We start from the raw sequence: 20,932 nt of genomic DNA, 5'->3' as shown, positions 1-20,932 counted from the left end.
CCCTACCGAATCCTTGATGAAACATTATGAGTCGCCCAGTTACCGTGAAAGATGCTCATCACCGCCGTTTGTTGGCTAACCGTTATCAATTGATCGATCTGGTTGGTAGTGGTGCGATGGGTCAAGTGTATCGCGCTGAAGATAAATTACTTGGTGGTGTCACTGTTGCCGTAAAATTCTTGTCCCAAGCTTTGCTAAATAATCGGATGCGGGAACGTTTTGAGCGAGAGGCGACCGTTTCTGCCCTATTAGGGGAAAAAAGTAATCATATTGTTCGAGTCCGAGATTATGGTGTAGATGAAAAAGAAATTCCTTTTTATGTGATGGAATTTCTTCATGGGGAAAGTCTGAGCGAAGTGATTAAGTTTCGCCCCCTATCCCTATCCCGATTTTTAAAAGTAACACGGCAAATTTGTTTTGGACTGGAATGCGCTCACAAAGGCATTATGTTTGAAGGGGAAATGTGTCCTATCATTCACCGTGATATTAAACCGAGTAACATTCTCGTCACCCATGATCCAGCTTTAGGGGAATTAGTCAAAATTCTCGATTTTGGTATTGCCAAATTAGTACAATCAGGAGAAGCTCAAACTCAGTCATTTATGGGAACCCTGGCCTATTGTTCCCCTGAACAAATTGAAGGAAAAGAACTCGATAGTCGCTCAGATATCTATAGTTTGGGCGTGATGATGTATGAAATGATTACCGGAGAAATGCCCATTTTTCCCGAAAATTCCTCCTTTGGCGGTTGGTATGAAGCCCACCACTACGCAAAACCTAAACCTATTCCCCCGAAACTTAGTCTGCCCTCCGGACTGGAAAGTCTCATCTTTAAATGTCTTTCTAAAGCCCCTGATGAACGCCCTCAAACCGTTACAGAATTATTACAGGGGTTAGAAAAGTTAGAACCCAGTCAACCGGAATCTCAACAAGAAACCCTGGTGGCCAACTCAACTATGGTGGTTGATAAACCGGCCAGTAAAAAAACCTTACCAAAAGTTGATGATGTCTGCTTAAAAATGACCTGGCCAGAGGATAAACCTCAGCAAAAAATTGTCTTTCCCCATGTCTTACGGTCTAACGAAGGAGCCTTTGCCAGTCTCTGGGTGATGTTGAATGAGGAAGATATTGCTAATCGAATGTCGAGTATTCGTTATAATCAATTTGTCTTTATTACCAGTCCCCATCCCATGATTCTCTGGATTACGGTTCTTTACCACCGTGAATATGGCCCCAGATGGCTTCCCTGTTATCTAGATTTAAAAACTTCGTCAGGCCAACGGTTTGCTCGATTATTGGGAGAATCAGGCTCTTATTGTATTTTATTCTTTGCTTTGGAAAAGGGAGAACGTTGTCAACACGTTTTAAACACCACTATCGCCCCTAACCAACGCCAAAACCTCCAGGAATGGGCTGATAAAAGTCAACTGCTACGAGGAGGCAAACCCCAAATCACCAAACGAATGTTAAAACAGGAGTTTGAAAAGCTTAAGCCTAGCATTGTCAATAAACTGAAAGCAGCTTATACCACTTCCCGTACTGCGTCTAAATTTTAGCTATTTTTTCGGGGAGAAGAAAAGAACAGGAAACCAACTACGGTTTAAGACATCATTGGCTAGACTAGGGGCTGTCCACTCTAAAATATTACTGCGATAATCACAAGCAATGGCGATCGCACTAATATCATAGTGTAGGGCCGCATCTAAGATTTCCTGTAAGGGGTTGCCTTGACGTACTTCGGTTTTAACGCTTAGATTTAAAGTCTCTAGTTCTGCCTTAACTTGGTTTAACTTCTCTTGCGCTTCTTGAAGATGATATTCAGTTAATTCTTGATTGCGTCCCCCATCATCAATCACCCAAAATAATAAACAGTGTTTAAATCCATTATTGGGCTGTTCTTGCGCCATTTTTTTGATATTTTCCAGCAAATAATGGGCAGATTTGCCATCATTATAGGGAATTAATAAGTAACGCCATAAATGTTGACAGCGTAAGGCTAATTCTTCACAAGTATAAGTGGAAATTAATTGAGGACGAAGAATCATTAAGGGGGTAGGGGTTGAGGGGGCTAACTCTAGGGTGTGACTGCCAAAAATTCGCGCTTCTAAGGTATTGTGAATAGGCATTCCTGTAAATACCACATCAATCTTATAAATATCAATTAACTGCAAAATGCTGTCTTTGGGGTTTCCTAATCGTACCTCAACTTTTACCTCTACCCCTTGGGGAACCTTTTCTAAAGCAGGGGCCAAACGCTTTTTGGCCTCTGCAATTTTTTCCTCATCAACACTAGCCGCTTTGTCTCCTTGCCAAACAGAGATACTGTGAAGGAAAACAATGCGCTTCAGACCATTAATCGCTAGTTGAGGGACAAAATCAACTAAACGATGAAGGCCATCGGCAAAATCCGTACAAATTAGACAGTTTTCAAACATAGGTGGGGAGATTTAGTTTGCCAATGCTTCTTGAATTTTAACAAACCCTTGGTTGATTGTCTCCCTGGGGTTGGTTTATTTATAATTGATTAAGATGTTGGCAACTTTGCTGATTATTGCAAAAACACAATAAAATTGGTTTCTCTTGTTAAAATTGAGGTAATGAGTTCAAAAGAAACTAATGTTAAAATTGCGAGATTTTTGGATACTTATTGCCCTTGTTTCTTTTACAATTGGGCTTTATGATTTTGTCGCACTTAAATCGGCTAAACAATCTGGTGATTTACTCCAAGAAGCAAGACTTCGGGCTGATTCGTATACTGAGATTGGATTGGGATTAGGCGGTATAATGATTTATGAATTGGCAGCAATTAACGCTAAATTAAAAGAGTTTAATGAAAACTTGAAGGCATCTAAAAGAGGTTTTCGAGGCAGCATTTCCACTCTACCTAAATATCAAATTAAAGTGCCAATCAGGAAAAGTTCGGAACAAAACAATTAAAACCCCTGTCCTCAAGTTTAGATTATGACCAATTTTGCTATAAACGTCCAAAATATCAGCTTTAGCTGGCATGAAAACGCTCCTGTCCTCAAATCCTGTTCTCTGGCTGTCCCTGAAGGGGAATTTTGGATGCTTTTAGGCACTAATGGCAGCGGCAAGTCGACGTTACTACGACTTCTCACGAACCTCCTAACCCCCGAAAGCGGTACCATTGAAATGACACCACCTGTGGGCTTTGTTTTCCAAAACCCCGATCGCCAGTTGGTAATGCCCACCGTGGGGGCTGATATTGCCTTCGGGTTAGTCTCTGAAAATTTACCCCCCCTAGAAGTGCGTTATCGTGTCCGAGAAGCCCTAAGCGCGGTTAATCTCCTAGAATTAGAAAGACGGCCTATTTATGCCCTCAGTGGGGGACAAAAACAACGCATTGCTATTGCCGGAGCGATCGCCCGTCATTGTTCTGTTTTACTCTTAGATGAACCCACCGCCCTCCTTGACCCCGACACCCAAGGAGAATTAGTAATTCAAGTGCAGAATTTAGTGAAAAGTCGGGGCATTACCGCTTTATGGGTGACACATCGTTTAGAAGAATTAAATCACTGTGATGGGGCATTTTTACTCGAAGACGGCCAAGTCGTCGCCCAAGGTGATCCCCAAGAACTTAAGGCTAGATTATTAGCAAAAACTTCCCCATAAACGTCAATTATTTGTTAGGATCAGAAAATGTTTGGATTAAAAATGTTAACAATTTATGGTCACTCTCAAGAACAATGTATTCTCACCACTATCCTTTACTATTGGTCGATGGCTATAACATAATTGGTGCTTGGTGTTCCCTGAAAAACACCCGCGATCGCCACGGACTTGAACAAGCGCGGCGTGAATTAGTGGAAGCCCTAATTAACTATACTGCCCACAAAGGTTACAAAACCCAAGTTGTCTTTGACTCTCAATACCAAAAGAGTCCTTGCTCTCTCGAACATCATTCTTCCCACCTATCCATCTATTTTACCGCTTGGACGCAGACGGCTGACACCTATATAGAAAAGGTGTGCGCGTCTTTTTTTCATGGTAAAACTGCCGCCCCTCCTCGTCTCATTGTGGCCACATCAGATCGAGATCAACAGTTAACAGTGGTGGGTTATGGGGCAGAATGGATGTCTGCCCAAGTCTTGTCCAGTGACATTCAAACTTCTTTCTCCCAAGTCAAACGCAAACAACGCAACAGTCAGCGCAGCCAAGGGCGTTTTTTATTCAACTGTCTAGATGCCAAGTCCCAAGAAAGGTTGGCTCGTTGGCGACAGGGTTGAATGAGTATTCTCAAAAAATTTCCCAGACCCTATTGACACAGCAAAAAAGTCTTGTTATAGTTATAAAGGTCTGAAAAATATAAGCCCCCATCGTCTAGTGGCCTAGGACACCTCCCTTTCACGGAGGCGACAGGGATTCGAATTCCCTTGGGGGTACTCACACTTCTAAAATAATAAGAGTATTCAGGTTTTGGTATTTTCAACGGTTGATCTGCTTGAGATGTCAAACCTGGCCAAAAATGGTAACGAAAATCCGTAACGGGTCCACTTTGATGAGAAATGGCCCTGTTACGGCTTGTTATAATTGCTCAACCAAAAAAAGGGGCTTTAATCTTCTCTCCATTCTTCCTGACTTAAGAGATCGATGATGGGATCTCTCAATAAAAAATCATATCTTTCTAGCTCACATTCCACCTCAGGCCATTCACGGGCTGGAATATACTGGCAGAGAGTATAAATAGGCTGTTGGCGATATAGTTTCTTTTGACGAACTAATTGAGCCGCCTCATCTTTAATCACTTCAATTGTATATCTTGTGGGGGATTGAATCGCTTTAACCATAGCTAACCTCCTCACCAGAACCTGGTAGATGTAACGCTGACAACAACTCTATTGCATTATCTGTCATTGCGTAACCCAGTCCAAGGGGTCGAAAACAAATTGTAATGATATCTCAGAAAAAACACTGGGCGACTGCTGATTTTAACCGCCAAGGGCTAACTTCCATCAGTCGCCTCATTTTGATCGAGGGCCAGAGAATTAGAGAGCGCCTGAACTAGCTAAACCTAAAATAACACCAGCCCCTAGAATATGACCAAAGCTAGTGGTTCCCAGTAAAGCACCGATTCCCATACCACCGAACATATTAGGAGAAGGTAAAGCAGGGCCTTCGCTGGGTTTAGCAATGGTGAGTTTACCAAAGGCAATAGCCACGATATTACAAACAATCATGATCAATGCTACTTTGGGACTCCATTCAATGGTAGTGGGGACAGTAGCAGCCGCTAAAACAAGCATAGAATACATAAAAGACGTTTCTCCTGAGAGATGGGACATTAAATTTTTAATCTTAAAAGGTTGACCCCCTCTTCTCAGTGATGCTGTTGCAATACTTAATGAATTAATACAGATCAAATGTATTTTTAATCATCATCTTGCCCCTAGTTGAGTCAGGATTAGCCAAAAGATGCTAATGTGACAAAGGAGTTGATTGTTGTCAACGAACCCAGTCTCATCAGGGACTGCCATTGACTCATCATTATTGAAATTAATAAGATTCAAGGAATATGACACAAGAAAAAGGAAAAGGATTTGGGTTCGGATTAGGTAAAATAAAAGAACTTCAAGAGGCGTTTCAAAAAGCTCAGCAAGTTCAGGCCGGAGCGCAACAACTCCAAGAAGAATTGGAGCAAATGAATATTGAAGGCATGAGCGAAGATGGCTTAGTTAAAGTAATAATGAGTGGCAACCAAGAACCTCGTCGGGTAGAAATTTCCCCAGATGCCATGGAAAAAGGGCCTCAAGCCTTATCTGAGTTAGTGACAGCCGCGATGAAAGATGCTTATGCTAAGTCCACTGAAACCATGAGAGAAAAAATGGAAGCCCTTACCAGTGGCTTAAATTTACCTGGGATGTAAGCTGATTAGTAACCGTTAGGGAAGGTATCAGTAGGGGTCAACGGCTGTTGACCCCTACAATTTAATTACCGTATAGAATAGAGTTATTTCCTCATCGCAGTTTAGAGGTCTATGGAAACAGCAGAACTAAAACGAGAAATTGAAATTGTCGGTTCGCGCCTGGGGAAAACCCAGGAATATCTTTGACTTGCCCGCTCTTCAGGCCAGAATTCAAGATTTAGAAAATGTGGCGGCTCAACCAGAGTTTTGGGATAGTCCTGAAATCGCCCAAACTACTCTACAGGATCTCAATGATTCTAAATCAACCTTAGAACAATATCAACAGTGGAGCAGTCAGTTAGAAGATGCCAAAGCGATCGCAGAATTATTAGAATTAGATGATGATCCGACCTTACGTCAAGAAGCGGAGAATAATATTGTTCAATTAAACCACACTTTAGATCGTTGGGAATTACAACGGTTATTATCAGGTATTTATGATGCTAAAGGGGCGGTTTTAACTATTAATGCGGGGGCCGGTGGAACAGATGCCCAAGACTGGGCAGAAATGCTGTTGAGAATGTATACCCGTTGGGGCGAAAAACAGGGTTATAAGGTCCATTTAACGGAACTTTCTGAAGGAGATGAAGCAGGTATTAAGTCAGCGACATTAGAAATAGAAGGGCGTTATGCCTTTGGTTATTTAAAGGGAGAAAAAGGAACCCATAGACTGGTAAGAATTTCGCCTTTTAATGCTAATGGAAAACGTCAAACTAGCTTTGCTGGAGTGGAAATCATGCCAGCATTAGAAGAAGGAGATGTTAAGGTAGATATTCCTGAAAAAGACTTAGAAATTAGCACTTCTCGCTCTGGAGGAAAAGGAGGACAAAACGTTAATAAAGTAGAAACGGCTGTGCGAGTAGTCCATTTACCAACGGGACTTGCTGTGCGTTGTACTCAAGAACGTTCTCAACTGCAAAATAAAGAAAAAGCCTTAACTTTATTAAAGGCAAAATTATTAGTGATTGCTCAAGAACAAAGGGCCCAAGAAATTGCTGAAATTCGAGGTGATATTGTAGAAGCTGCTTGGGGAATGCAAATTCGTAATTATGTTTTCCATCCCTATCAAATGGTAAAAGATTTACGAACTAATGTAGAAACAACGGATATTAATGGGGTTATGGATGGTGGTTTGGAACAATTTGTTGAGGCTTATTTACGGTATGTAACCCGTAGTGAAGATTAATTAAACAGATGAGTTTTTTCAGAGTTTTCTTTTTCTTCAAAATTCCCCGTTACAGCGCGAGCTTAACGGGGGAGTGTCAACAGATTAGTTATGGAGTTTTTAACAATTTGATAAGCTTGCTATCTAATTAGGGAACCCTAGAAATGAGGAGGAATAAACCACCCTGAGAAAAGTGGGCTTTCCACTACTTAAACTCTGGAGAGTGACCAGAACGTTAAATTTTTGCAACAAACTGTTACATTAGTTAAGACAGTTTCCCTTAGGCAATCATGAGTAACTCACCCTCATCAACCCAACCCACAGAAGAAAACATCTCAGAAACCCCAACAACCGAACCCCAACCCAGTTATGTAAAACTGGCCATGCGTAACATGGTTCGTAAAAAAGGACAGTCTCTCAAACATTTCTTTTTAACCACCGCAGGGTTACTCGCTTTCTTAATTGGAATTTCCTATTTAACCCGCTAGGATAGCAACGTGATGATATCTTCTGAACCCTCAAGCATTGTCATTGACGTTAATATACAGGATGTTTTCACGGCTCATTCATCTGATATAGACGATAATTTGAGTATCTTGTCAGATCAGTGGCAACATTGGTTTAACATCTGGGGAGAAAGCCTCGTCTCCTATCTGCCCTCGTCATCTAGCTATGAATTAAGTCTCAGGTTGACGGGAGATGCTGAAATTCAAAGTCTTAATGCCCAATATCGTCAAAAAGATCAACCGACAGACGTTTTAGCCTTTGCTGCCTTAGAAGTAGACTTTCCGATACCTGAGGATGGCACTTCTGAGATTGAGCCGCTATATTTAGGGGATATTGTCATCTCCATCGAAACCGCTAACCGACAAGCTCAACAACAAAATCATTCTTTAAACCGAGAAGTCGCTTGGTTAGTGGCTCACGGGTTCCTTCACCTCTTGGGATGGGATCACCCTGATGACGAAACCCTTGAAGAAATGCTACAACAACAAGAAACTTTGTTAAAAAGTATTGGTCTTGGTGGACAACCAGACTACACTATATGTTCTAATTGAACAGACTCTGTAAAAATAATTAATTATTCTGTACCAAACTTACCAAAACTTTAGATTATGAAAGCCAATTTTCAAATTAGCCAACCCACATCCCCCCATTTTTCTCCCGTCACCCTCCTGTCAGCGACTTCCACTTTGGGAAACAGTCGCGCACCTCAAACCGCCCCAAACCCACCAGAAATCAATTTCAGCCTGAAAAGAGAGTCTGCTTGGCAAATTGCCCCTAATCTCTTTCTCAGCTTTAAATATGCTTGGGCTGGCATTTGTTACGCCTTTATGACTCAACGAAATTTCCGAATTCACACCACGATGACAGCCACAGCAATTAGTTTAGGGGTTTTTCTCCACATCAATGGAGTCAGCATGGCCATTGTTTCCCTAACCTGCGCCTTAGTCATGGTTTTAGAATTATTAAATACGGCTTTAGAATCTGTAGTTGATTTAACCGTCGGCCAGTCCTATCATGAATTAGCTAAAATTGCCAAAGACTGTGCAGCCGGGGCAGTCATGATTTCTGCGATCGCCGCTTTATTGGTGGCTGGATTTATCATCGCCCCTCCCTTGGCAGCACTGGCTCTTCCCTTATAATATTCAAGTTGATTGTCATGCTGACCATCACTGAGGAGATAATCATTGATTCTCGTCATCGATAACTACGATAGTTTTACCTATAATTTGGTGCAGTATTTGGGAGAATTAGGGGCCCAATTGCCCGTTGCATCTGAAATCCAAGTTTACCGTAATGATCAAATCGATCTCCCCAAAATTCGCCACTTAAACCCTGATGGGGTGGTAATTTCTCCTGGCCCGGGCCGCCCTGAAGATGCGGGTATCTCCTTAGATTTAATTACAGAATTAGGCCCCACCCTTCCCATTTTAGGGGTTTGTTTAGGGCATCAGAGTATGGGACAAGTTTTTGGGGGTAAAGTCATTTCTGCCCCTGTTTTAATGCACGGAAAAACCTCTCCTATTTACCATCAAGGGGTAGGAGTCTTTGCAGGATTAGAGAAACCCTTTAATGCGACGCGTTATCATAGTTTGGTGGTTGAGCGGGAAAGTCTTCCTGATGTGTTGGAAATTACCGCTTGGGTAGAAGATGGCACAATTATGGGTCTTCAACATAAAGACTATCCCCACCTTCAAGGGGTACAATTTCATCCAGAAAGTATCCTAACTGCTTCAGGGAAACACCTATTGCGGAACTTTCTGACCTCATTAAAATCTCCTTAATTAAACCCAATTTTTGATATCTCATGAAACGGCGACAATTAATCCGTTATGCAGGGGCCGGTGCGATCGCAGCTACCGGACTCTCTTTCACATCTCATTGGCCATCAGTGGCGGCCCCAGGAAAAGATTCTTTATTGATTCAATATCTGGGCCATACTGCCTTTTTGTTTACGGGAGGGGGCTTGCGAATTTTGGCTAATCCTTTTCGGGCGATCGGCTGTACTGCTGGTTATCGTCTGCCCAAAATTGCGGCGGATTTGGTGATTATTAGTAGTCAAATGTGGGATGAGGGGGCCGCGGAAAATTTGCCTGGCAATCCTAAAGTTTTGTATGAACCAGGGGTTTATGAAATTAATGGCCTGAGAATTCAAGGGGTTGGCATTGCTCATGATCGAGATGGGGGTAAACGTTTTGGGACAAATGTGGCTTGGCGTTGGTCACAAGGGGGTATTCGTGTGGTTCATTTAGGGGGGGCAGCGGCTCCAATTGATATTGAACAAAAAATTCTCTTAGGCAGTCCTGATGTGGCTTTAATTCCTGTTGGTGGTGGCCCCAAAGCCTATAACCCTGAAGAGGCAAAAAAAGCGATGGAAATTTTGCGGCCAAAAGTGATGATTCCGACTCATTATCTCACCTCAGCGGCTGATAAAAAATCTTGTGATATTGCTCCATTAACGGACTTTTTAGACCTAGTAAAAGGCATGAATATTAAAGAAGTTAATCATGATCAACTTCGCTTGAGATTTGAAGATTTGCCCAAGGAAGGTACTTTAATCCGTATCCTAAATTATAAACCTGCCTTGAAGAAATAAAATCAATAACTCTATCTGAAATGATGGACTAACAGGGAACTTTTGAGGATTCCCTGAAGTATCTCTATTGGCAATATTAAGTTATAATACAATTAGTAATTTAATTCTCAATTATTTGGAGGATAAATCAGTCATTGTACTTGTCTGGGTTTATGTTGATACTCATGAAAAATAAACAAAAATCAGCCAATTTTCTGAAACAGCTTATTAGTCAAAAATGGATCAACATAATTTTCATTTTTCTGGCTACTTATTCAACCGCAGTACCTGTTAAAGCTCAATCGCAAATCATTCCTTTTTTACCTGATTTGAGTGATAAGAATAGTTGGTTATTAAATAAGTCAGGAGATATTAATATCACAGCCTGTGTTCGACTTGATGGTCGTTGTCTATTTAATATTACTTATCCAAAAACAAAAGTCAATGAAAGAATAGAGATCATTGAAAGACGTTTAAAGCGAATAAGTGAACTTTATTCTTCCCAAGAAAACTCTAAATTAATAATTGAACAAAGGGGTAGAAATAATCAAAAAATTTATGTTATTATTGATGACCAAACTATCCAGTTAATGACAGTTGGTAACTTAGATATTGAGAATGAGGGAATTGATGCTGATACAAAAGCATCTCTTATTGTTGAACAGCTAGAGCAAGGATTAAAACAAGCAAAACAAGAAAGAAAACTCGAATATTTAATGATTCAGGGCTTAATTTCTTTAGGTATTCTGGGCGGATCTCTAGTAATTAATACTCTCATTCGTCATCAAATTAATCAATTAAAGTTTTCTCAAGAGAAGGTGGCTGAAGCAAGAAGCGATCAACCCATTTCTACCTTGTTAACTCATCGACAACAGTGGAATATTAAAGAGGTTCAGCATCGTCTTTTACAGTTAGCGCAGATAGGAACTTGGTTAGGAGGAAGCCTACTAATTTTAGGGCTATTTCCCTATACAAGAATTGCTCAATTTTGGTTAATTACATTGTTTAAAATTCCTGCAAGATTTGGCATTGTTGGAGTGGGAACCTATGTAATTATTCGCCTAAGTTATGCGTTAATTGCCAAAGTAACTTCGGCTTTAATGATGCGTGAATTGATTGATTTTCGTGAAAATCAACGATTGGAATTAAGGGTGACAACTATTTCTCTAGTTGCTCGTAGTATCATTACTGTTATTTGGACAGGGGCAGGAATTATTATCGGATTATCTGTTATTGGGATTAATATAACTCCTTTATTAACGGGTTTAGGAATTTTAGGGGTTGGGGTTTCTTTAGCTTCTCAAAATTTGATTCGAGATGGAATTAATGGCTTTTTTATTATCCTTGAAGATCAATATGCTGTGGGAGATGTCATTCAAGTCGGTAGCTTTGGCGGACTTGTTGAAAACATCAATTTACGCATTACACAACTGCGAGATCCAGAGGGAAGATTGATTACAATTCCTAATAGTGAAGTCAAAATTGTTGCTAATCTTTCTAGTAAGTGGTCAAGGGCAGATTTGAATATTCCTATTTCCTATAATACGGATATTGATCAAGCCTTACATATCATTAAAAATGTGGCAGAAACGATGCGTCAAGATAGAATTTGGCGGTCAGACATTCTAGAAAATCCTGAAATTTTAGGAGTCGATAATTTTGAGGAAAGGGGGTTAATTGTTCGGGTTTGGATTAAAACTAAACCCCTCAAACAATGGGATGTCTCCAGAGAATTTCGTCGTCGCTTAAAAGTTGAATTTGATCGTCAAGGTTTACCCTTACCTATCCCTCAACAAAAAGTTTGGTTTACGGATGATAAGATAAATGGTAAGGGTCAAGAACAACCCATAAATTAAGGAGGAAATATTACTCATGCGTCTTTTACATACCATGTTACGAGTTAATAATCTCGAAGAATCCCTACAATTTTACTGTGATATCTTAGGAATGAAATTAATTCGTCAAAAAGACTATCCAGGAGGCAAATTTACCCTTGCTTTTGTGGGATATGGCGATGAATCTGACACCGCAGTCATTGAATTAACCTATAATTGGGGTGTGGATTCCTACGAATTAGGAAACGCCTATGGACATATCGCCATTGGGGTTGATGATATCTATGGAACCTGTGAAAAAATTCGGGAACAAGGTGGTAATATTAGCAGAGAACCTGGCCCAATGAAACATGGCTCAACGGTGATTGCTTTTGTTGAAGATCCCAATGGATATAAAGTAGAATTAATTCAGTTAGTAACCCAAGGATCTACAGAAAAAGAAACAGCAGCAGCCGGGGCTAATTCCTAATTCTTTAATGAGTAAATGCCGAATTATGTTGGTAGAGACATTATCTAAAATGTCTCTACTACTGAGTTTAAACCAAGTCTCCCAAAGAGTCTAACGCCATCTTCATAAAGATTTTTTGTGAATTTTGTTCTTGTTTATCATTCTCAGGTTTACGTTGAATGTAACTGCCATTAGTTTGTAAGTCCCAAGCTTGACGGTTATCAGCTAACATAATGCCTAGGATTTCTTGTAACTCTTTTGCGATCGCAGGATCATCAATAGGAGTAATGGCCTCAACCCGACGGGAAAGATTACGAGTCATCCAATCTGCACTACCGATATAAATCTCTTCATCTCCACCATTATGGAAGTAAAAAATCCGTGAATGTTCCAAGAAACGGCCTACAATACTAATAACATGAATATTCTCACTTACCCCCTCAATACCTGGCCGTAAACAACAAATTCCCCGTACAATTAAATCAATTTTTACCCCTGCTTGGGAAGCTTCATAAAGCGACGTAATCATTTGAGGATCAACTAAAGCGTTCATTTTTGCCACAATACGACCACTTCCTCCATTGCGACAATGTTCTGCTTCTCGACGAATCATGGCAATCATGCGATCGCGCATATTTACCGGAGCAACTAATAGTTTACGATAGGATTTTTGACGAGAATATCCTGTTAAGAAATTAAATAAATCCGTCAAGTCTGCACCTAATTCTTCTCGACAACTTAATAACCCTAAATCTGTATATAATTTAGCAGTTTTTGGATTATAATTTCCCGTTCCAATATGAACATAACGACGAATTTTATTACCTTCTCGACGTACCACTAAAATAACTTTGGTATGGGTTTTTAGTCCCACCAAACCATAAACGACATGAACCCCTGATTGTTCTAAACGACGGGCCCAAAGAATATTATTTTCCTCATCAAATCGCGCTTTTAATTCCACCAATGCAGCCACTTGTTTACCATTTTCTGCCGCCGTAATTAAAGCATTAACAATGGGAGAATCACCGGAAGTCCGATATAATGTCATCTTGATCGCTAAAACATCAGGATCATGAGCCGCTTGGGTAATAAATTGTTGAACTGAGGCACTAAAAGATTGATAGGGATGATGGACTAACAAATCTGATTGACGAATTAATGAAAAAATATCCTCTCCCTCTTGGGAAATTTTGCCCTCATCATTGCTATCCATTACATCTTTAATGCGTTGTAAAGCGGGGGGAATAACCGCACTCCAAGGTTCATCTTTTAGATCGGGACGAGGAATAGATAAGAAGTAAAATAAATCTTTTAGACCTAATAATCCATCGATATTATAAACATCAATTTCTTCTAATCCTAAATCTTCCATCAGTTGTTGTCGAATGGGTTCAGGAGTCGCTGCATGAATTTCTAAACGTACCGCAGATTTACCAATATGACGCTTTCTTAACTCTTGTTCGATAGCCAAAAGTAAATCATCTGCTTCGTCTTCTTCTACGGATAAATCAGCATTTCTAGTGACACGAAAAGGATGGCATTCTTGAACAATCATGCCAGGAAATAAGGCCTCAAGATTATGGGCGATTACTTGTTCTAAAGGAACCCCTGTCCAAATCGCAGTTTGATCGTCTTCTTGGTGGCGTAATTCTTTCGGTAGTGCCACAAAACGAGGCAACACTCTCGGCACTTTTACCCGTGCAAAATGTTCTTCCTCCGTATCAGGATCACGCACCACAACCCCTAAATTTAAACTAAGGTTAGAAATGTAGGGAAAGGGATGAGACGGATCAACCGCTAAAGGGGTTAAAACAGGAAAGATATGATCGTCAAAATATTGATGAAGATAGGTGCGTTGTTCTTGATCGAGATCAACATAATTAATCAAATAAATTCCTTGAGCAATTAAGAGGTTTCTTAGGGTATATTCAAAGAGATGATCTTGCTCTTTTACTAAACCTCGAAGACGCTCACTTAATACCGTTAATTGTTCAGAAGGGGCCAAGCCATCAGGGGTCAATTTCGTCACTCCTGCTTGCACTTGTTGCTTTAACCCCGCAACCCGTACCATAAAAAATTCATCTAGGTTAGAGCTAAAAATAGCGGCAAATTTAAGCCTTTCTAAGAGGGGAGTCCGTTCATCTAAAGCTTCATTTAAGACACGATAATTAAATTCTAACCAACTTAGTTCTCGGTTTAAGTAATATTTAGGATCTTTAAGATTAATGGTTGCGTTTGTTGTTTTTGCTTGTGTCATAATCTGAGAGGTTAATAAGTTAGGGTTATCTATAAAAGTAATTGCTCTCGATTTTAGCGTGACTTGCGATCGAGAGCGTTATTATTAGGTTAAGAAAATAGCTTAAGCTACTTTTTCAGATTTTCTAAGCCCGAAGTCACTTTGGCCGACTCAATGCGATCGCCTTCTTTAATACTATCAACCACATCCATACCTTGGGTAACTTTACCAAACACCGCGTAATCACCATCAAGAAATTCTAAATCTGATAGGGCAAAATAGAATTGAGAAGAAGCAGAATCAGGCATTCCTGAGCGTGCCATGGCCACGGCTCCCCGTTGATGTTTTAAGACAACGGGTTGAGACACGGCTGAACCTTGTCTGCCCAAAGCTTGACTATAGGTCGGTTTTTCAGCCCCTTCTAGCTTAATTTCTAGGGGAATGCGCCGTTCTTGCTTGGTTTTGGGGTCAATAAACCCTCCGGTGCCATTGCCTTTAGGATCTCCCCCTTGAGCGACAAAGGGTTGAGGATCTGTCACTACACGATGGAAAACCAACCCATTATAAACACCACGCTCCACCAAATCCACAAAATTTCCTGCCGTAATGGGTGCATCCTTTCCTTCGACTTCAATGGTGACAGGAGAACCCTTGATGATCATTTCAACCGTTGCGTTTCCTTCTAATCGCGGTACATAATTATCCATGTTTACTTGGCTCCCTTGTTTAGTTTCCGTGAGACTTACTTGAGTATTTGATTCATTCGAGGCGTTAGAACAACCAGTGAGGAGTAACCCACTGATTAATACAACACAGAGGACAGTTTTTAACCAATGCGGTCTAAAGTTTCCCATATCTACTGTTGAATGCTAATGTGTTGAGACTTACGGGACGATAGATTTTGTCTTTTGTAGGGGCAATTCATGAATTGCCCTTACAGCTAGTTTCTCTGCCTAAGTCCTGATATATGCCAAAATTACAACCCTTCTAAGGGAACCCCTAAAAAACTGGCTAATTCGGCCCCTTGATTTTCTAAGTCTGAGAGGGAAATGGGTTGTCCAACACGGGTTAAAGGAACATCTCGTCTTTGTTTAACTTTGATGTAGAGTTTCCGTTTTGTGTTTAACCCTTCTTGAATTTCGGCCCGCACTGCTTGAACATCTTCCAAAGGACAGGTAAATTCAATCCGACGATTTTTACCAGGGAAACCCCAACGAAAAATACTGACTTGATTTGTCTCTTTATTAAATTCGTTGTGGCCTCCCCCAATATTCAAAGCAATCATGAACCATTGATATAAGGCTAAAAGTGAACCCGCTACCCCGTAAAATAATAGGGCAACCCCTTGGGGAATAAAAATGAGATCTGACGGATCGCTGACAATGAGTAGGTTTTTGTGTAAATAACTCGAAAGTCCGGCTAAAAGGAAGCCAACGCCTCCCATTGAGGCAATAATCGCCCACCAGTAGTTACTGAAGCGACGAGAGCCGAGAACGTCTTGACGAAAAATGAGGCGATCGCTTGTCATGGCCGCTGCATTCATTCCATTCTACTTGAAGATGACTTCTAGCATTTTACCGAAAAGGGGAACCCCTGCCTATCTAATAGCAATTTCCTCAAGTAGGGGTCAACGGCCGTTGACCCCTACAACATCCACATCTTAGGAATAATTGTATTCTATCTAACACAGTGAGGCACTAAGAAATTTGCCTTAGGTGTTAATTAAAATGCCATTTATGGGAACTATAAAAGCGGTTTCAGTTTTTAAGGCTTAAAACAAGATGCCCAACTCCCATAGCCAAGAAAGTAACATCACGATGGCTATTATACTCAATCGCCAATAAGCAACAATGTATTAAGAAATACTAACAAGTCCGAAACTCTTGTCTGACCACTTAGTTACAGTTAAACTTAAACAAAAAACGAAAACTTTGATCAGATTTGTCTAATTGTTTATTTTAACCGCTAAATTGTAAACAGTTTAGATCCAAAATTTTTGTGTAAGGCCTAATACAGATGAAAAGCTTTCTCTCGACTTCGATAATCATGGCGACTACCAGTGCCAGTTTAGGGTTAACAATTTTACCCCTGAAACCAGCACAAGCTGTGAGCGTATCTTATGCAGCAACGGCTGATACTTATATAGACTCCAACAACCCTAATACAAACTATGGTAGCCGTCCCTTCCTGAATGTGGGGGAAGTCCTTCAAGCTCCAATGGAGCAGAATATTTTATTGCGGTTCGATAATCTGGTTCCCACGGCCCCTGGACAATATGCTATCAATGTCAAAGCCACTTTAACCTTACAAGCGATCCATAATCAAATCGATGTAGCCTTAGCGGGAGGCTTTGCCGTTCGTAATTCGATTGCTAATCCTACGCCTACTTACCTAGAACCAATAATACCCTGGCAAGATACAACCCCCAGCGTCACCTATAATAATTCTAATGACTGGATTGATACGGAAACACAGCTATTTGCCGGCCCGATCACACGCCTCAATAATGGATTAACAACTTTTCAGGGAGATGGGTTAAATAACTTAGTCCAACAGTGGTTAAATGGCAACCTCAATAATGGATTAGCCATTGAAGCTTTAATCACTAATGCACCAGGCAGCACAGGTAACTTTGATGCTTTTGCCAGTCGCAACCAGTCAACCCGTCCCGTTCCTACCCTTAATATTACCTACGATCTCGTGCAAGTAATGCCTTTCCAGGTTGAAATACGGGCCGGTGGCAGTGGCCTTAGTGACTGGGAAGTAGCCCTGCAAGATCCAGGCAGTAATATACCCCTAACGGGAACACAGATTGACAATTTAGTCTGGCAGAATGGGGTCGATAAAGAGTGGGAATTGATTTGGGATCGTGTTAATAACGACTTAACATTCACCATTGGTGGCATCACCAAAAAATACACAGAATACTCTGAACCCATGGATGACTTTCTGCGAGGGTTGCGGATTTTAACCAAATCTGAAACGGATGAAACGAACAGTGGTAGTTGTATCGTGGCACCAGGAACGGGAATAGATTTTCAAGTTAATCAATACAGACAACAAGGCTCAAGTCAGTATAGCACTCTGTCCACTCCCTGGAGTAACTCAGCCACTTCTCCCGATCCCAACACCTTTGACTTTTTGTTTGATAGAAGACTAAACGATGGTAACTTTGCTCTCAATAACTTACTTCGACCCATTGAAGCTTTTAAAGGCACTGTAGCCATGTCCTGGGACGATGAAAATTGTAATCCTCAGGAGGCCAAGGCCAGAAGCCGTACAGAGGTTATTATTCAAGGTTTAGGTCGTCTTCGGACTACTTCTGCAACTTTACCCGCCAATGATGCTCAGTCTATTCCGGAACCAACATCGGTGATCGGGTTGCTTGGGTTAGGTATGTTTGGAGTCCGTCGTCTCCGTCAGAAAAAATCCCATGATGATTCTTCTGTGCAAAACTAATTTTTCCGGCAAAACTTGGGTAAGGAGTTAGACTTCTCCTCACCCTTTTGCCGTTTTCTGCCAAAACTTATAAATTCTGCAAGAGATGCCCTAACCTGCAACATGGTGATTGGTAATAATACCCGAATAAACGACCCCTTTTTGAGCATCTACTGTGATAATTGCTCCTTCTCGAATAATTTTAGTCGCATCCTTAAAAGCCACAATGACAGGAACCCCTAAACGGAGGCCAATCACGGCTGCATGACTGGTTAAACTCGATTCTTCCGTAATAATAGCGGCTGCTTTTCGCATCATCTCCACAAACTCCGCATTGGTTCCAGGAACGACTAAAATGTCTCCTGGGTCAAAATCTCCTAATTCCCTGGCGTAATGGGCAACTCTAGCTCGTCCACTGGCCGAACCCTGACCAACCCCCACCCCCTTCCCCAAAATTGCCTTTACCATTTCTACCTTAATCAAATCCGTTGAACCCGCAATCCCCTGTAAGGTTCCGGCAGTCATGACCACTAAATCCCCATCTTTGAGTAAATCATTCTCTTGAGCCACATTAATCGCTGATTGAAAGGTTTGGGTTGCTGAGGGTAAATCAAGGACTAACAAGGGTTTAACCCCCCAAACTAACTGTAACTGTCGGGCCACATCTACATGGGGTGTCACGGCTAAAATTGGAATTTGGGGGCGGAATTTTGAGACATTGCGGGCTGTTGATCCGGTTTTGGTTAAGGACATGATCGCTGCGGCGTTGAGTTGTTGGGCAATTTGACTCACGGCCGCTGAAATGGCATTGGTGACAGACTGTTTACCTTGAGAGGAAATTTTTAAGGCTGTGGGTTCCCTTTCTATCCTTTCTGCAATAGTGGCCATGGTGGCCACTGATTCAATGGGATATTTACCCACGGCGGTTTCATTGGATAACATCACCGCATCTGTTCCATCTAAAATGGCATTGGCCACATCAGAAACTTCGGCGCGAGTGGGCCGAGGATTACTGGCCATACTATCTAACATTTGTGTGGCCGTAATGACGGGAATGCCTAATTTATTGGCTGTGGCAATTAACCGTTTTTGCAGAATCGGCACATCTTCAGCCGGTAATTCTACCCCTAAATCTCCCCGCGCCACCATCACCCCATTACAAAGAGAAAGAATTTCTTCCATTTCTTCGATCGCCTCATGTTTTTCTATCTTGGCGATGACGGGAACATTTTTCCCTGCACTAGCGATTAATTCTTTAATTTCTAGGATATCTTGGGGATTACGGACAAAACTCAAGGCAACCCAGTCAACCCCTTGATCTAACCCAAACATCAAATCTTCTTTATCTTTGTCGGTTAAGGCCTTAACAGATAGATAAACTCCTGGAAAATTCACCCCTTTACTATTAGATAGCACCCCACCGACAACCACCCGACAATGTAAGTCTTTTTTCTCATAATCAATGCGTTCGACGAGCATTTCTACTTTGCCATCATCCATGAGAATTCTCGCATTTTCTGGCACTTCATCGGCCAGATATTCATAGGTGACATAGCTAATATCTTGATTACATTCCACTACCCGACTGGTGAGAATGAAGGGATCACCAGGTTTAAGGGTAATTGCACCGTTGACAAATTTCCCCAGACGAATTTTTGGTCCCTGTAAATCTTGAAGAATGCCAACGGGTTGATTTAATTCAAAGGCTGTTTGACGAATCAGACGAATACTATGTTGATGATACTCATGATCGCCATGGGAAAAATTAAGCCGAAGGGTAGTGGCCCCCGCTAGAATTAATTGACGTAGAACCTCTTTATTTTGGGTAGCAGGGCCAATGGTGGCAACAATTTTGGTTCGACGAAACATAGGACGGGGTTCCATGGCGATATTCCAAGTTAGGGGAGATCCTGAATTATAAGGGATGAGGAGAGATCTCTTTATCTAGCCTCTCATGAATGGTTTCCCTCTGTCTCAAATTTCCGTATTTTTTTAGGGATCACTGTGCCTTAATCTTAACTTAATCTTTTCACCGTCTAATAGAGACTAGAGAAACCCATTGAGGATTAAGCTATGCGAACCTTAGCAGTGGGAGATATTCACGGGTGTTCTAAAGCATTTGATCGTCTTTTGGAAGTGGTGCAGTTGCAACCTGAAGATAAATTGATTACCTTGGGAGACTATGTCGATAAAGGCCCCAACAGCAATGAAGTTTTAAACCGCTTATTAAAACTTGCTCAAAATCATCAATTAATTCCCCTGAAAGGTAATCATGAAATGGCCATGTTAGCGGCTCGTCAGGAGGGAAGGTTACAGGATTTTTGGTTGGCGATGGGGGGAAAAGAAACCTTAGAATCCTATCCTAAACAGGGTAATATTCAGACTTTAGCTAATATTCCTGATGATCATTGGGAGTTTATTGATCGCCATTGTTTAGACTGGTATGAAACAGATGATCATATCTTTGTTCATGCTAATCTTGATCCCGATCTTCCCCTACATAAACAGTCTGAACATGATTTATTTTGGCAGAAACTTTATCCCCATGACCCTCATTATTCGGGAAAAATTGTTATTTGTGGTCATACCAGTCAAAAGGATGGGCAACCTGTTAATTTGGGTCATCAAATTTGTATTGATACTTGGGCCTGTGGTGATGGGTGGTTAAGTTGTTTAGATGTAGATACAGGTAAACTTTGGCAAACCAATCAAAAAGGTCAAGTTCGGACTACAGTGCTTAAAAATCAGAGAAAATCAGGTCAAGATCCCTCCTTAAGAGCTTTTCTGTCCTATCTTTAATATCAA

General features: G+C 41.1%; 22 protein-coding genes and 1 tRNA gene. 16 read left to right on the top strand and 7 right to left on the bottom strand.

All coding sequences use genetic code 11. The features are described from left to right. Positions 1 to 26: 26 nt before the first annotated feature. Positions 27 to 1,556 carry a serine/threonine-protein kinase gene (locus VB715_RS18305; protein ID WP_323302662.1) on the top strand — a complete coding sequence of 510 codons (1,530 nt, stop codon included), beginning with the start codon at positions 27 to 29 and terminating at the stop codon, positions 1,554 to 1,556. Here the strand turns inward: VB715_RS18305 and VB715_RS18300 are convergent, their stop codons facing one another. Further along, positions 1,557 to 2,435: a universal stress protein gene (locus VB715_RS18300; RefSeq protein WP_323302661.1), complete on the bottom strand. Its 879-nt coding sequence runs from the start codon at positions 2,433 to 2,435 to the stop codon at positions 1,557 to 1,559. A gap of 181 nt (positions 2,436 to 2,616) precedes the next feature. Here VB715_RS18300 and VB715_RS18295 point away from each other — a divergent pair, with 181 nt between their 5' ends. The 4 genes from VB715_RS18295 to VB715_RS18280 all read left to right on the top strand — a co-directional run bounded on the left by VB715_RS18295 (position 2,617) and on the right by VB715_RS18280 (position 4,403). Continuing rightward, positions 2,617 to 2,937, top strand: a complete 321-nt coding sequence (locus tag VB715_RS18295) for a hypothetical protein (RefSeq protein WP_323302660.1) — start codon at positions 2,617 to 2,619, stop codon at positions 2,935 to 2,937. A 24-nt stretch (positions 2,938 to 2,961) separates the two neighbouring features. Further along, the gene (locus VB715_RS18290; protein ID WP_323302659.1) at positions 2,962 to 3,633 is read left to right on the top strand and encodes an energy-coupling factor ABC transporter ATP-binding protein; all 672 of its coding nucleotides are present in this window, start codon (positions 2,962 to 2,964) and stop codon (positions 3,631 to 3,633) included. Positions 3,634 to 3,707: 74 nt separating this feature from the next. Then, positions 3,708 to 4,247, top strand: a complete 540-nt coding sequence (locus VB715_RS18285; protein ID WP_323302658.1) for an NYN domain-containing protein — start codon at positions 3,708 to 3,710, stop codon at positions 4,245 to 4,247. Positions 4,248 to 4,330: 83 nt separating this feature from the next. After that, positions 4,331 to 4,403 (top strand) — tRNA-Glu (locus VB715_RS18280). Between the two features lie 171 nt (positions 4,404 to 4,574). On the opposite strand, the gene VB715_RS18275 is transcribed toward VB715_RS18280, so the two are convergent. Both VB715_RS18275 and psaK read right to left on the bottom strand, forming a co-directional pair. Next, positions 4,575 to 4,808, bottom strand: coding sequence for a DUF4327 family protein (locus tag VB715_RS18275; RefSeq protein WP_323302657.1), 234 nt, complete (start codon positions 4,806 to 4,808; stop codon positions 4,575 to 4,577). Positions 4,809 to 5,006: 198 nt separating this feature from the next. Beyond that, positions 5,007 to 5,273: a photosystem I reaction center subunit PsaK gene (psaK, locus tag VB715_RS18270; protein ID WP_323302656.1), complete on the bottom strand. Its 267-nt coding sequence runs from the start codon at positions 5,271 to 5,273 to the stop codon at positions 5,007 to 5,009. A 260-nt stretch (positions 5,274 to 5,533) separates the two neighbouring features. Here psaK and VB715_RS18265 point away from each other — a divergent pair, with 260 nt between their 5' ends. The 9 genes from VB715_RS18265 (at position 5,534) to gloA (ending at position 12,471) form a co-directional block, all read left to right on the top strand. After that, positions 5,534 to 5,884: a YbaB/EbfC family nucleoid-associated protein gene (locus VB715_RS18265; protein WP_323302655.1), complete on the top strand. Its 351-nt coding sequence runs from the start codon at positions 5,534 to 5,536 to the stop codon at positions 5,882 to 5,884. 111 nt (positions 5,885 to 5,995) lie between these two features. Continuing rightward, positions 5,996 to 7,109, top strand: a protein-coding gene (prfB, locus tag VB715_RS18260; protein WP_323302654.1) for a peptide chain release factor 2 whose coding sequence is annotated in 2 segments (ribosomal slippage) — positions 5,996 to 6,067 and positions 6,069 to 7,109 — 1,113 coding nt in all. Because the reading frame shifts where the segments join, the coding sequence is not laid out codon by codon here. A gap of 269 nt (positions 7,110 to 7,378) precedes the next feature. Next, positions 7,379 to 7,576 (top strand): DUF3285 domain-containing protein, encoded by a 198-nt coding sequence (locus VB715_RS18255; RefSeq protein ID WP_323302653.1) that lies wholly within the window; start codon positions 7,379 to 7,381, stop codon positions 7,574 to 7,576. A 12-nt stretch (positions 7,577 to 7,588) separates the two neighbouring features. Next, a complete protein-coding gene (gene ybeY / locus VB715_RS18250) occupies positions 7,589 to 8,146 on the top strand; it encodes an rRNA maturation RNase YbeY (RefSeq protein ID WP_323302672.1) in 558 nt (185 codons plus the stop codon). Between the two features lie 57 nt (positions 8,147 to 8,203). Further along, the gene (locus tag VB715_RS18245; RefSeq protein ID WP_323302652.1) at positions 8,204 to 8,734 is read left to right on the top strand and encodes a diacylglycerol kinase family protein; all 531 of its coding nucleotides are present in this window, start codon (positions 8,204 to 8,206) and stop codon (positions 8,732 to 8,734) included. A gap of 45 nt (positions 8,735 to 8,779) precedes the next feature. Further along, the gene (locus tag VB715_RS18240; RefSeq protein WP_323302651.1) at positions 8,780 to 9,376 is read left to right on the top strand and encodes an aminodeoxychorismate/anthranilate synthase component II; all 597 of its coding nucleotides are present in this window, start codon (positions 8,780 to 8,782) and stop codon (positions 9,374 to 9,376) included. A 23-nt stretch (positions 9,377 to 9,399) separates the two neighbouring features. Then, a complete protein-coding gene (locus VB715_RS18235) occupies positions 9,400 to 10,188 on the top strand; it encodes an MBL fold metallo-hydrolase (RefSeq protein ID WP_323302650.1) in 789 nt (262 codons plus the stop codon). Positions 10,189 to 10,352: 164 nt separating this feature from the next. Continuing rightward, a complete protein-coding gene (locus VB715_RS18230; protein ID WP_323302649.1) occupies positions 10,353 to 12,023 on the top strand; it encodes a mechanosensitive ion channel family protein in 1,671 nt (556 codons plus the stop codon). A 16-nt stretch (positions 12,024 to 12,039) separates the two neighbouring features. Beyond that, complete coding sequence (gene gloA, locus VB715_RS18225; protein WP_323302648.1) at positions 12,040 to 12,471, top strand: lactoylglutathione lyase; 432 nt, start codon at positions 12,040 to 12,042, stop codon at positions 12,469 to 12,471. Positions 12,472 to 12,538: 67 nt separating this feature from the next. On the opposite strand, the gene ppk1 is transcribed toward gloA, so the two are convergent. The 3 genes from ppk1 to VB715_RS18210 form a co-directional block, all read right to left on the bottom strand. Further along, positions 12,539 to 14,710, bottom strand: coding sequence for a polyphosphate kinase 1 (gene ppk1, locus VB715_RS18220; protein WP_323302647.1), 2,172 nt, complete (start codon positions 14,708 to 14,710; stop codon positions 12,539 to 12,541). A gap of 107 nt (positions 14,711 to 14,817) precedes the next feature. Beyond that, positions 14,818 to 15,543, bottom strand: coding sequence for a peptidylprolyl isomerase (locus tag VB715_RS18215; RefSeq protein ID WP_323302646.1), 726 nt, complete (start codon positions 15,541 to 15,543; stop codon positions 14,818 to 14,820). A 122-nt stretch (positions 15,544 to 15,665) separates the two neighbouring features. After that, positions 15,666 to 16,232, bottom strand: a complete 567-nt coding sequence (locus VB715_RS18210) for a photosystem I assembly protein Ycf4 (RefSeq protein WP_323302645.1) — start codon at positions 16,230 to 16,232, stop codon at positions 15,666 to 15,668. Between the two features lie 503 nt (positions 16,233 to 16,735). Between VB715_RS18210 and VB715_RS18205 the strand changes: the two genes are divergently transcribed. Continuing rightward, positions 16,736 to 18,148, top strand: a complete 1,413-nt coding sequence (locus VB715_RS18205) for a DNRLRE domain-containing protein (protein WP_323302644.1) — start codon at positions 16,736 to 16,738, stop codon at positions 18,146 to 18,148. 90 nt (positions 18,149 to 18,238) lie between these two features. Here the strand turns inward: VB715_RS18205 and pyk are convergent, their stop codons facing one another. Beyond that, entirely contained in the window at positions 18,239 to 20,011 is a 1,773-nt protein-coding gene (pyk, locus tag VB715_RS18200) for a pyruvate kinase (RefSeq protein ID WP_323302643.1), read from the bottom strand. Between the two features lie 189 nt (positions 20,012 to 20,200). On the opposite strand from pyk, the gene VB715_RS18195 reads away from it, so the two are divergent. Beyond that, complete coding sequence (locus tag VB715_RS18195) at positions 20,201 to 20,926, top strand: metallophosphoesterase family protein (protein WP_323302642.1); 726 nt, start codon at positions 20,201 to 20,203, stop codon at positions 20,924 to 20,926. Positions 20,927 to 20,932: the final 6 nt, after the last annotated feature.

It is taken from the genome of Crocosphaera sp. UHCC 0190 (genome assembly GCF_034932065.1).
In the GTDB taxonomy this organism is placed as follows: Bacteria; Cyanobacteriota; Cyanobacteriia; order Cyanobacteriales; family Microcystaceae; genus UHCC-0190.
This window is presented reverse-complemented; position numbering and strand designations above follow the sequence as displayed.